Origin of the sequence: Sediminicola sp. 1XM1-17 (assembly GCF_037203765.1) — a bacterium.
In the GTDB taxonomy this organism is placed as follows: Bacteria; Bacteroidota; Bacteroidia; order Flavobacteriales; family Flavobacteriaceae; genus Sediminicola.
In genome coordinates, this window is the sequence record NZ_JBBCAS010000003.1 from 52,513 (window position 1) to 65,064 (window position 12,552).

The 12,552-nt window shown below is 41.7% G+C and carries 9 protein-coding genes; 5 read left to right on the plus strand and 4 right to left on the minus strand.

The window, feature by feature from the left end; translation table 11 throughout:
• Nucleotides 1-139: 139 nt before the first annotated feature.
• The 4 genes from glgB (at nt 140) to WAA86_RS05710 (ending at nt 6,782) form a co-directional block, all read left to right on the plus strand.
• The gene (glgB, locus tag WAA86_RS05695) at nt 140-2,035 is read left to right on the plus strand and encodes a 1,4-alpha-glucan branching protein GlgB (protein ID WP_337300027.1); all 1,896 of its coding nucleotides are present in this window, start codon (nt 140-142) and stop codon (nt 2,033-2,035) included.
• Nucleotides 2,036-2,134: 99 nt separating this feature from the next.
• Entirely contained in the window at nt 2,135-4,534 is a 2,400-nt protein-coding gene (locus tag WAA86_RS05700) for a glycoside hydrolase family 31 protein (RefSeq protein WP_337300028.1), read from the plus strand.
• A gap of 40 nt (nt 4,535-4,574) precedes the next feature.
• Nucleotides 4,575-5,384, plus strand: coding sequence for a M48 family metallopeptidase (locus WAA86_RS05705; RefSeq protein ID WP_337300029.1), 810 nt, complete (start codon nt 4,575-4,577; stop codon nt 5,382-5,384).
• A 78-nt stretch (nt 5,385-5,462) separates the two neighbouring features.
• Nucleotides 5,463-6,782 (plus strand): MFS transporter, encoded by a 1,320-nt coding sequence (locus WAA86_RS05710; protein WP_337300030.1) that lies wholly within the window; start codon nt 5,463-5,465, stop codon nt 6,780-6,782.
• A gap of 49 nt (nt 6,783-6,831) precedes the next feature.
• On the opposite strand, the gene WAA86_RS05715 is transcribed toward WAA86_RS05710, so the two are convergent.
• From WAA86_RS05715 to WAA86_RS05730, 4 genes are read right to left on the minus strand one after another with little or no spacing between them, the layout of a single operon-like run.
• Nucleotides 6,832-7,557 carry a head GIN domain-containing protein gene (locus WAA86_RS05715; RefSeq protein WP_337300031.1) on the minus strand — a complete coding sequence of 242 codons (726 nt, stop codon included), beginning with the start codon at nt 7,555-7,557 and terminating at the stop codon, nt 6,832-6,834.
• Nucleotides 7,558-7,575: 18 nt separating this feature from the next.
• Nucleotides 7,576-8,667, minus strand: a complete 1,092-nt coding sequence (locus tag WAA86_RS05720) for a hypothetical protein (RefSeq protein ID WP_337300032.1) — start codon at nt 8,665-8,667, stop codon at nt 7,576-7,578.
• A gap of 10 nt (nt 8,668-8,677) precedes the next feature.
• The gene (locus WAA86_RS05725) at nt 8,678-9,229 is read right to left on the minus strand and encodes a hypothetical protein (RefSeq protein ID WP_337300033.1); all 552 of its coding nucleotides are present in this window, start codon (nt 9,227-9,229) and stop codon (nt 8,678-8,680) included.
• 2 nt (nt 9,230-9,231) lie between these two features.
• Complete coding sequence (locus WAA86_RS05730; protein ID WP_337300034.1) at nt 9,232-9,789, minus strand: RNA polymerase sigma factor; 558 nt, start codon at nt 9,787-9,789, stop codon at nt 9,232-9,234.
• 216 nt (nt 9,790-10,005) lie between these two features.
• On the opposite strand from WAA86_RS05730, the gene lon reads away from it, so the two are divergent.
• The gene (gene lon, locus WAA86_RS05735) at nt 10,006-12,456 is read left to right on the plus strand and encodes an endopeptidase La (RefSeq protein ID WP_337300035.1); all 2,451 of its coding nucleotides are present in this window, start codon (nt 10,006-10,008) and stop codon (nt 12,454-12,456) included.
• The last annotated feature ends 96 nt before the right edge of the window (nt 12,457-12,552 follow it).

Below are 12,552 nucleotides of genomic sequence, written 5' to 3' on the forward strand. Positions count from 1 at the left end.
TTAAGAATTCTTTTAGACAACGTTTCAAAAAGCGTTCCACTTTTTAAAAAACGTAATAAAAAGATAAAAGTTGTTCTTAATTTTGAGCGCCCAAAGGAATTGGCCAAACTTGTTTTATATTGCAATAAATAACCAAACCATGCCACCAGTAATTGCCCATAGTCTATTTTCTAGTTTTGACATTCATTTATTTAAATCGGGAAAACATTATCGACTTTATGAGAAATTAGGATCTCACCCTATAGTGGTCGACGGTGTAGAAGGCACCTATTTTGCGGTATGGGCACCTTCCGCACATGCAGTGTATGTGGTAGGAGATTTTAATTTTTGGCAAGAGGAACACAAATTGAATGTGCGTTGGGACGAAAGTGGTATTTGGGAAGGATTTATTCCGGGTACCGGGAAAGGCACATTATATAAATACAAGATACATTCCAACAACCATGGGGTCGTCACCGAAAAAGCAGATCCATTTGCCAGGTGCTGCGAGCAACCTCCCAAGACAGCTTCGGTGGTTTGGGAAGGCGAGCATCAATGGAAAGATACCCATTGGATGGAGGAGAGGGAATCCAAGAATGGCCTTGATTGTCCATTTTCTGTCTATGAGGTGCATTTGGGATCTTGGAAACGTAAAAATCATAATGAATTTTTGTCCTATAGGGAGCTTGCCAGCGATTTGGTGGCTTACGTGAAGGAAATGAATTTTACCCACGTGGAATTTATGCCCATCATGGAATATCCATATGATCCGTCCTGGGGATATCAACTAACGGGATATTTTGCTCCTACATCAAGATTTGGCAGTCCTGAGGACTTTAAATTTTTAGTGGACCAACTGCACCAAAATGGAATTGGGGTAATCCTGGATTGGGTGCCCTCCCATTTTCCAGAAGATGCCCATGGTCTGGGTATGTTCGATGGTTCGCATCTTTTTGAGCATCCGGATAGAAGAAGGGGTTATCACCCTGATTGGAAGAGTCTTATATTTAACTACGGGAGAAATGAGGTGCGTGCCTTTCTGATCAGTAATGCCATATTCTGGTTAGACCAATTCCACGCAGATGCACTTAGAGTAGATGCTGTAGCCTCCATGCTCTACTTGGATTATTCCAGGGAAGAAGGGGAATGGGAACCCAATATGTACGGGAATAATGAGAATTTGGAAGCTATTTCCTTTATAAGGGAACTTAACGAGGCTGTCTATTTAAATTTTAACGGGGTACAGACCATAGCAGAAGAATCCACATCTTTTTCAATGGTTTCTCGTCCCGTAAGTATAGGTGGATTGGGATTTGGAATGAAATGGATGATGGGGTGGATGCATGATACCTTGGAATTCTTTAAAAGGGAACCCATCCACAGAAGGCATCACCAAAACGATATTACCTTTAGTATGACGTATGCCTTTACCGAGAACTTTATGCTCCCCTTTTCGCACGATGAGGTGGTATATGGGAAACAATCATTATTGTACCGTATGCCTGGGGACGAATGGCAACGATTTGCCAACCTGCGTTTGCTTTACGGATACATGTTTACCCATCCTGGGGCCAAACTATTGTTTATGGGAGCTGAATTTGGACAATCCTCTGAATGGAATTTTCAAGGCAGTTTGGATTGGCATTTGTTGCAATACGAGGTACATGCAGGAGTTCAACATTTGATCAAGGATCTCAATACCTTATATAAAAACCATCCAGCACTATACGAAAAGCAATTTTCAGAGGAGGGGTTTCAATGGATCGATTATGGAGACCACGAAAATTCGGTACTTACCTTTATGCGAAAGGGAAAAAATAAAAAGGACGATCTGATCATTGCTTGTAATTTTACGCCCATACTTCGACTCAACTACCGAATTGGGGTTGAAAAGACCGGAAAGTTGAAAGAAATATTCAATACGGATTCCAAGAAATACGGAGGTGGTGACAGTACAAAAAATAAAGCGCTAAAGGTGGAAAATATCCCATGGCATGGCTATAAAAAATCCATGGAGATGGATATCCCTCCTTTGGGTGTAGTAATAATTAAATAACTCCTTGAATCGCGAGGAGGATTAAAAAGGTCTAGGTATAAATACTATCAATTTAGTATTTATCGTTAATGTTTTTTTTGTTTATCAAACCAACTAATTATGATTACCAATACCGAACTCGAATATAAAGGGAACTTATACCCCAACAATATAACAGAATTTAAAAGGGAAGCAGATAAACTATATTTCACTACCGAAAATGGCGTCATTCTGGAAATCACCGTTCTTAGAGACAGTATATTGCGTTTTAGATATGCTACGGAAAATATTTTTGAACCTGATTTCTCCTATGCCATCAGTGAAGATGCCAGTATAGGGTACAATGAGCTGGAATTGGAAGAGACGCCTACGGAATACCTGATCAGGACTGCCAAATTGAAAATTCTGGTAGACAAGCAAACCGTAAGGATTCAAATTTCCGATCTGGAGGGCAATATCATTAATGAGGATGAGCTTGGCTTTCATTGGGAAGAGAATTATGAGTACGGTGGAAATACTGTAAAAATGAGCAAGATTACCCAATCTTCAGAAAGTTTTTACGGTTTGGGTGATAAAGCAACCCATTCCAATCTAAAGGGCAAGAGGGTCACCAACTGGGCCATGGACCAGTACGCATTTGCCAAGGATCAAGATCCACTTTATAAGGCCATTCCGTTTTATGTAGGACTTCACAATAATAAGGCCTACGGTGTCTTTTTCGACAATTCTTTTGGTACCACCTTCGATTTTGCCCATGAAAGAAGAAACATTACCAGTTTTTGGGCAGATGGAGGGGAAATGAACTACTACTTTTTCTATGGCCCCAAAATCCCTAATGTGGTGAAGGCCTATACGGACCTGACCGGGAAACCGGAACTGCCACCCTTATGGGTCTTGGGATTTCACCAATCGAAATGGAGCTATTTCCCGGAGAGCAGGGTCATGGAAATTGCCAATAAATTCAGGGACCTGAAAATCCCGTGTGATGCCATTTATTTGGATATCGATTACATGGAGGGCTTTCGCTGTTTTACCTGGAACAAAACTTATTTTCCCGAACCAAAAAGGATGGTAAAGGAATTGAGCGACAAAGGATTCAAGACCGTGGCAATCATTGATCCAGGAATCAAGGTAGACAAGGACTATTGGGTATACCAACAAGGGATGGAAAACGACTATTTCTGTAAAAGGGGAGATGGTCCCTACATGCGAGGTAAGGTATGGCCTGGAGAGTGTAATTTTCCCGATTTTACCAATCCTGAGGTTCGGGAATGGTGGGCCGGACTCTACAAGGAACTGATCGCCGAAATAGGGGTCAAAGGCGTTTGGAACGATATGAACGAACCAGCTGTCATGGAGGTCCCAACCAAGACATTTCCTTTGGACGTGCGCCACGATTATGATGGCAATCCTTGCAGCCACAGGAAGGCTCATAACGTTTATGGGACGCAAATGGCCAGGGCTACCTATGAGGGTGTGAAAAAATTCACCTATCCAAAAAGGCCATTTGTCATTACGAGGTCCGCCTTTTCCGGTGCACAGCGATATACTTCCACATGGACCGGAGATAATGTGGCCACATGGGAACATTTATGGATTGCCAATGTGCAGGTTCAGCGTATGTGTATGAGCGGGATGTCCGTTGTTGGTTCCGATATTGGTGGCTTTGCGGAACAGCCCAACGGAGAGTTGTTTGCTAGGTGGATCCAAATGGGAGTATTCCACCCGTTTTGTAGGGTGCATTCCAGTGGGGACCATGGGGACCAGGAACCTTGGTCATTTGACAAGGAGGTAACGGATATTGTGAGGAAATTTATTGAGTTGAGGTATCAATTGTTACCTTATTTGTATACCATGTACTGGAAGTACTTTAAGGAAGGTACGCCCATGATTCAGTCTTTGGTCTATTTTGATCAAGAGGACCATCAGACGCATTTTAGAACAGATGAGTTTATTTTTGGGGAGCAGATTTTGGTTTGCCCCGTTCAGGAACCAAACGCCCAAGGAAGAAGAATGTACGTGCCCAGGGGGAAATGGTATAATTATTGGACCGATGAGATGGTAGTAGGTGGGAAAGAAAAATGGGTGGTCGCCGATATTGATAAGCTTCCTTTATTTATCAAGGAAGGGGCGTTGATCCCCAAATACCCGGTTCAACAATATGTTGGTGAAATGGTAATCACAGAATTGGTTCTGGACGTCTACTTTAAGAAAGGAACAGAGGATTCCACAGTATATGAAGATGGGCAGGACGGCTTGGATTATAAAAAAGGTAGGTACAGTCTTAGGAACTTTAAACTGAGGGGGAAAGATGATCAATTGATCATACAACAATTCAAGGACGGAAGCTTTATGACTTCCTATGAAACCATCAAATTAAAGTTTCACGGCTTGCCTTTTCAAATCAATAGCATCCAACTGGATAATGAGGAGGTGTCATTTGAAGATGTGCAGTTAAACGGTAGCAATTCGATTGTTTTGAGCAAAGATTTTACTGTTTTAGAGTTAACGGGGATTTAAAATTTTTGTAATTTCAATCTCGAAAAAAAGAACATTAATCATGAAAAAGATAGTATGGGTAGCAGCCCTTTTATTAATTGCCTCGGCTTGTAAAACAAATCCGTTTACCGGTCAGCGAACATTGAATTTTTATCCTAACAGCCAAGTGTTTCCAACAGCTTTTGCGCAGTACGACCAATTCTTGGAAGAGAACAAGGTGGTTGAGGGAACGGCAGAAGCCAAAATGGTCACCAAAGTAGGCCAGCGTATTGCGGCGGCTTCGGAGCGTTGGTTGACCGCCAATGGTTATCCTGGATATTTGAAGGATTATAAATGGGAATATAATCTGGTTAAGGATGAAACTGTAAATGCTTGGTGTATGCCCGGCGGCAAAATCGTTTTTTACACTGGAATTTTGCCCATTTGTCAAGGAGAGACCGGAATTGCAGTGGTTATGGGTCATGAAGTGGCCCACGCCTTGGCTGATCACGGTGCACAGCGCATGAGCGCTGGAACTTTACAGCAATTGGGAGCCGTAGCCGGTAATGTTGCCATAAAAGATGAAAGCACCTTGGCCATTTTCAACCAGGCGTATGGTATCGGAACCACAGTGGGGGGAATGCTTCCCTTTAGCAGAAGCCATGAAACAGAGGCGGATAAAATCGGACTTCAGATTATGGCCATAGCAGGTTACAATCCATATGAAGCGGCAGAACTATGGAAGCGAATGAAAGCAAATAGTGGGGGACAGGCACCACCAGAGTTTTTGAGTACACACCCTTCAAACGATACCAGGATCAATAACCTGACCGTTTGGGCACCGGAGGCAGAGGCCGAAGCAAGAAAATTTGGAGTGACCTCGTTTCAATAGGAATATGAAGGAAACAACATTACATTTGAACTATTAAATTGATAAGCTGCTCTGACAAGGGCAGCTTTAATTTTTTATATGGGAAGCATCACATTGGACAAGGGAAGTAAAAAATTGTTGAATGCATGGGCATTTTATGACTGGGCAAATTCAGTGTACAGCCTGGTGATAGCTTCGGCCATTTTTCCCATATTCTATGGCGCCTTATTTCGCTCGGCCAATATAGAAAGGATTACCCTTTTTGGAGGGGAAATAGCTAGGGGCCCTTTGATCAGTTATGTGACTTCGGCCGCTTTTCTATTTATTGCCATCATAACCCCCCTCCTTTCGGGCGTGGCCGATTATTTGGGGAACAAAAAATTCTTTCTTAAGTTTTTCTGCTATTTGGGAGGATTGTCCTGTATGGGACTGTACTGGTTTTCCTTGGAAAATATTTATGTTGGACTGTTGTGTTATTTCTTTGGTCTGGTCGGATTTTGGGTCAGTTTTGCCTTTAATAACTCTTATCTCCCGGACATTGCATTTCCTGAGCAACAAGATGGGATCAGTGCCAAGGGGTTTTCCTTGGGATATGTGGGAAGTGTAATTTTACTGCTTTTCAATCTAACTATGGTAATGAAGCCCGATTTTTTTGGGATCACATCCAGTGGAGGGGAAATCGCAGAGATCAAGGCCATGAAATACTCTTTTCTTTCCGTTGGGATTTGGTGGATGGTCTTTAGCCAATATACATTTTATCATTTGCCCAAGGGCAACAAAAAAGAAGGCCCCAAAGAACATGTGTTTCTTAACGGTTTCAAGGAATTGAAAAGTGTTTGGCAACAATTGGGCAGGGAAGTGCGCCTAAAAAGATATTTGGGCGCCTTTTTCGTATACAGTATGGCGGTTCAGACCGTCATGCTCATAGCCACTTATTTTGGAGAGGAGGAAATTGGCTGGGGTTCGGATAATGAGCGTACCATGGGTCTTATCATCAGTATACTATTGATACAGATCGTTGCTATTTTGGGGGCTACCTTAACGGCAAGGGCATCTAGGGCCTTTGGGAATATAAAGACCTTGATCGTGGTCAATATCATGTGGATTGCCATTTGTATCTATGCCTATTTTGTGATAACGCCGACAGATTTTTACATTGCTGCCGGATGTGTGGGTATTGTCATGGGCGGAATACAGGCCCTTTCCCGATCTACCTATTCCAAGTTTATACCCCAAACAAAGGATACGACCTCCTTTTTTAGTTTTTACGATGTATCCGAAAAAATAGGAATTGTCATAGGAACCTTTATGTATGGCTTTATAGCCCAATTGACGGGCAGCATGAGAAATGCAACGATATTTCTGGGCCTTTTTTTTATCATCGGGGCATTTTTATTGACCAGAGTGCCCAGAAAATAAAAGGAGTCCCATGATCATGGGACTCCTTTTATTATTTTGAAATAACAGATTATACCTTGCTGATATCGCCTGATCCAGAGGATTTGGTGTCAATCTTCTTGGGATTGCCACGGTAAGAGATATCTCCGGAGCCAGAAACACGTGCCTTGATCATTTCGGTAGCAGTAACCTCAATATCTGCCGATCCGGAAATATTCGCGGTAACGTTTTTGGTAGCAAGGTCATAGGCCTTCACGTCACCGGATCCGGAAACCTTGACATCAAAATCGGTGGTTGCCCCTCGGAGGCTTATCTCCCCGGAACCAGAAATAATAGACGTTACGGATTTGGCATTTATCGTTAGGTTTATGTCCCCTGAACCTGAAATATCTGCACTAAAGTTTTCTGATTCTATGGTCTTTTTGCCTGCAATGTCCCCAGAGCCGGACAAGGTGACGGCGTTGATGACGTCTATAGGCACCGTAATTAAAACCCCCTGTTTCCAAGAAGACGGACTTAAGTTTAGGCCTTTTTCAACCTTTATGACCAATTTGCCATCCTTGACCTCCGTGATGATGTGTTTCAAAAGATTTTCCTCTCCTTTAAGGGTTAGTTTGCCTTCCTTGCCATCAATGAGCTCTACATCAAAGAACCCTGCTACATGAATGGCGTCGTAAGATCCTGTATCCCTATTTTCGGTAATTACGTTCCCGTTTCCTTTAATTTTTTTGCCCCATTGTGCAGAGGTGAATGTCATGCACAACATGGAAATCCCGAGAATTAAAATATTTTTCATGGTTGTAATGGGTTTATTTTAGTTTTTCTTGAAGGATATGCTACCGTATTCGGTGCTAACGGAAACCATATTTCCGCTGTTGCTCTTGCCATAATAGCCCTTGTAGTATTTTTGGTTAGACTTTTCTGTGCTCTTATTGACCTCAAAATTGTCCTTTCCACTGACTCCGGCATATTCAGCAGTAATCTCAAAATCAAAATAGTACTGGGGGTGGTAACCAATAGTTATTCCCATATAGTCCGATCTGATCTGTACATTCCCGGCATCTGCGGCCAATTCATTGATCTTGAGGGACCCGTAATCCGCAGAAATATCCACATTCCCATGGATCGTACCCAACTTCACATTGATATAGTCCCCATTTCCCTGTACATTGTTTGCCTCGGAGATATCTATGGAACCATAATCACTGGAATATTGTAGGTTGTCCATTTTTAAGACGGTAGAATTTGTATAATCTGCCTTGATGACCAAATCCCCTGCCTTGTCAATAGTAAAACCAGAATAGTCTGCGGTAATTCTACCACTGTTGATATAGTCTATGCTGCTCTTGGAAGTGTAGTCAAAATTGAGTTCGTTGTTCCTTCCTCTCAATTCCCCGATCTCCAATCTACCATAATCGCAACTGATCTTCGCATGGCCGTCAATACGGTCCAAAATAATACTGCCATAGTCATTGTTCAGGTGAACGTTGTTCTTTACCGGTACTTTGATGAAATAGTCGATCTGCATGTTCACGTTATTGCTCCCGCCCCAGTTCCAATTCCAATTGTTGTTGTTCTTGTTAAAAAGGGTCTTGGCGGAAACCATGCTCCTGTCATATTCAAAATCTACCGAGATTTCATCCAATTTCTTTTGTACTTTCTCTTCATTGTTGCCATTGGTCTTTATGCGTATCTCAATGAGGATTCTATTTTCGTTCCAAGAGGTGATGTTGAGGTTGCCGTAACTGTTGTCTATGGACATGAGTGCGTTGGCATTGACCTCAAATTCTTTTTTTATCATTTTTTCCTTGGTATACTTTCCTTTTAACTGGCCTCCATGGGCTTGTGATATCAGAGGGAGTGCTAGGAATAGGATAGTAGCGATGATTGGGATGAACTTTTTCATTTTGTTTTATTTAAATTAATGTTTGTGTTTTTTCTTTTTCATTAATGGATTTGATCTCTTCAATCTGTCTTAGGACCTCTTGTAGCAGGGATATCCTTGTTTGGAAATTGGTGACCATGGCGCTTAAAATAAACTTACTGTTACCACCATTTAAAAGGTCTTGCTCCATTTTTTTATAGTCCGTTTCCAATTTTTTTAATTGCAGCATGGTGTCTTCTACAATTTTTTTGGTCTCCGGTGAGCTCTCACTTTTCAGTACCTTTGTCTGCTCATTGATCAGGTTGGCAAAATAAAATTCCGTTTTGGATGCCTCAGGGGATATTTGTGCAATTTGCTGTTCTGTATTGGTCTGATCAATATAGAGTCCTATTCCCATGCAGATTATCAGGGCTATGGAGGCTGCCATGAGCAAGGGTTTCCAGGCCGCATGGCCCCAACCTTTTTTGGCGCGATCCTTATGGCGGTTTAATTTGTTGATAAACCTGGCCTCATGACCATTGGCCGGTTCTTCCCTGTCAAATGATCCTTTTAATTCGTTGAATATGGTATCTAAATTATCCATTGCTATTGTATTACGGGGGTTAACTTTTTTCTAAGGCTTTCCTTTGCCCTGGATATGGTAGTTCTGCAATTGGCATAACTAATTTTCATGATCTCACTTATCTCTTCATAATCATAACCTTCGATTAAAAATAAGGTCAAAGCAATTCTGTAATTGTCCTGTAATAGATTCATGGTTTGCATCACCCTTTGAGCCATCAATTCAGTGACTCCATGATCCGGATCAATGCCATCATCCTCTTTGACCTTGTACAGAATATTGTCCAACGCAACCTCATTTTTTTTCAGTTGTTTACGATAGTGGTGAATGCTATTGTTTACCACTATTCGCTTCAACCAGGATCCGAAAGTTACCTCTGCTTTAAAGGTGTGCAATTTGGTAAAGGCACTTAAAAATGATTCCTGCATGATATCCTCTGCCTCTGCACTATCTTTAACAATCCTAAGGGAGGTATTGTACATGCTTCTATAATAGCGGTTGTACACTTCCAATTGCGCGCCTTGGTTACCTTCTTTACATAACAGCAACAGATCGTTAATATGTGCTTCTTTGTGGCTCAAAAAGTGAATCGTTTGTTTAATAGATGACTCAATTTAACGATTGTTACAGTTTTTTAGAAAAATTATCAGGTTGTTGGCATAACAATTGATTTTAGTTAGATGGAAATGGTTCTAACATTGCTCTTATGATAAGGTTTTCAGGGTTTTACGGACCAATGAAATATAATTTTAAATAAGATTTCTGTTTATAAATGACAGAATGACCGAAATAACGCTATGAGTAAATCAAAATTTTTAAATATTGACAGTATGTCACTGCAGGGAATAGATGAAGATTCTGAATTAATTCCTTTAATGACGCCTGAAGATGAGGAGGAAATCAATAACGAAGCTTTGCCGGAAACGTTGCCTATTTTGCCTTTGCGAAATACGGTATTGTTTCCAGGCGTGGTAATTCCCATCACTGCAGGGAGGGATAAATCCATTAATCTGATAAAGGATGCCAACAACGGTTCCAAAGTCATCGGAGTGGTTTCCCAAAAGGATGAGGAGACAGAAAATCCAGGGATAAAAGATATCAATACCGTAGGTACGGTGGCCCGTATTTTAAGGGTGTTGCAAATGCCAGATGGTAATACCACGGTTATCATCCAAGGAAAAAAACGTTTCGAAATAGCCGAGATCCTTACAGAGAAGCCCTATATGACAGCAACTGTCAGGGAGACCAAGGAGGAAAGGCCATTGGGTGACAGCCAGGAATTTTTGGCGATCATAGATTCTATCAAAGAATTGGCGCTTAAGATCATCAAGGATAATCCGAATATACCAAGTGAGGCCTCGTTTGCCATCAAGAACATCCAGAGCAATTCGTTTTTGATCAATTTTGTTTCTTCCAATCTCAATCTAGGGGTCAAGGAAAAGCAGGAGCTTTTAGAAATTCCAAATCTCCAGGATAGGGCATTGGCTACCCTGAAGTACATGAATGTGGAACTTCAAAAATTGGAGCTGAAGAACGATATTCAGAGCAAAGTTCGAAGTGATCTGGACCAGCAGCAAAGGGAATACTTCCTGCACCAACAAATGAAGACCATCCAAGAGGAATTGGGCGGAATTTCATATGAAGAGGAAATAGATGAGATGGCCCAAAAGGCCAAGGAAAAGAAATGGGGCAAAAAAGTATCGGAGCATTTTCACAAGGAACTTGCCAAGATGCAGCGCATGAACCCCCAGGTTGCTGAATATTCCATCCAAAGAAATTACTTGGAACTGTTTTTGGAACTGCCATGGAATGAATTTTCCAAGGATAAATTTGATCTAAAAAGAGCTCAAAAAATATTGGACAGGGATCATTATGGTCTGGAGGATGTAAAAAGAAGGATTATAGAGTACCTGGCGGTGCTTAAGTTGAGAAACGATATGAAGTCTCCTATTTTATGTCTTTATGGACCTCCGGGGGTCGGTAAAACCTCTTTGGGCAAGTCCATTGCCAAAGCCATTGGGCGGGAGTATGTACGTATGTCCCTGGGTGGACTTCGGGACGAGGCGGAGATTAGGGGTCATAGAAAAACCTATATTGGTGCCATGCCCGGACGAATCATCCAAAGTCTTAAAAAAGCAGGGAAATCCAATCCTGTGTTCATCTTGGATGAGATAGATAAACTATCCAATAGCCACCAAGGAGATCCATCCTCTGCCATGTTGGAGGTTTTGGATCCAGAGCAGAACAACGATTTCCACGATAACTTTTTGGAAATGGGCTATGACCTTTCCAAGGTAATGTTTATCGCAACGGCCAATAACTTGTCGAGCATTCAGCCAGCCCTTTTGGATCGTATGGAAATTATCAATGTGACGGGATATACCATTGAGGAGAAAGTAGAGATCGCCAAAAGGCATTTGTTGCCGAAACAATTGGAAGAGCATGGACTTACCGATAAGGATTTGAAAATAGCCAAACCACAGTTGGAAAAAATAGTGGAAGGGTATACTCGCGAATCCGGAGTGCGTTCATTGGAAAAGCAAGTGGCAAAAATGGTTAGGCATGCGGCCAAATCCATAGCCATGGAGGACGAGTACAATCTTAAGGTCACCAATGAGGATATCGAAACCGTATTGGGGCCTGCCAGAATGGAAAGGGACAAATATGAAAGCAATGATGTTGCAGGGGTAGTCACCGGATTGGCATGGACCAGTGTTGGAGGGGATATCCTATTTATCGAATCTATTTTGTCCAAGGGAAAAGGGGCTATGAATATTACCGGTAATTTAGGAAAGGTGATGAAAGAATCCGCCACCATTGCCATGGAGTATATCAAGTCCAACGCTGATACTTTTGGTATAGACTCTGAAGTATTCGATAAGTATAATGTTCATATCCACGTTCCAGAAGGTGCAACACCCAAAGATGGTCCAAGTGCCGGTATTACCATGTTGACCTCTCTGGTTTCATTGTTTACCCAGAAAAAGGTAAGAAAGAGCGTGGCCATGACGGGGGAGATTACCTTAAGGGGCAAAGTGTTGCCCGTAGGTGGTATCAAGGAGAAGATTTTAGCTGCGAAAAGGGCTAGAATTAAGGATATCATTCTATGTGAGGACAATAGAAAGGATATATTGGAAATAAAGGCCGAGTATCTAAAAGGACTTCAGTTCCACTATGTCACGGATATGAGTGAAGTGATCAACTTGGCCATTACAGATGAAAAGGTAAAGAATGCCAAAAGTCTTTAAGAAAAAGCTGTATTAAAATTGGAAATTATAGGGACAATGGTTCTGGGTTACCGGAGCCATTGTCCTTTTTTTCTACATATTAGGCAAAGAAATTAT

Bases quoted from the DNA above. Each gene is read 5' to 3' on its own strand.
- WAA86_RS05725 (WP_337300033.1), bottom strand. From the start codon at position 9,229: ATGGATAATTTAGATACCATATTCAACGAATTAAAAGGATCATTTGAC.
- WAA86_RS05715 (WP_337300031.1), bottom strand. From the start codon at position 7,557: ATGAAAAATATTTTAATTCTCGGGATTTCCATGTTGTGCATGACATTC.
- WAA86_RS05700 (WP_337300028.1), top strand. From the start codon at position 2,135: ATGATTACCAATACCGAACTCGAATATAAAGGGAACTTATACCCCAAC.
- lon (WP_337300035.1), top strand. From the start codon at position 10,006: ATGAGTAAATCAAAATTTTTAAATATTGACAGTATGTCACTGCAGGGA.
- WAA86_RS05710 (WP_337300030.1), top strand. From the start codon at position 5,463: ATGGGAAGCATCACATTGGACAAGGGAAGTAAAAAATTGTTGAATGCA.
- WAA86_RS05720 (WP_337300032.1), bottom strand. From the start codon at position 8,667: ATGAAAAAGTTCATCCCAATCATCGCTACTATCCTATTCCTAGCACTC.
- glgB (WP_337300027.1), top strand. From the start codon at position 140: ATGCCACCAGTAATTGCCCATAGTCTATTTTCTAGTTTTGACATTCAT.
- WAA86_RS05705 (WP_337300029.1), top strand. From the start codon at position 4,575: ATGAAAAAGATAGTATGGGTAGCAGCCCTTTTATTAATTGCCTCGGCT.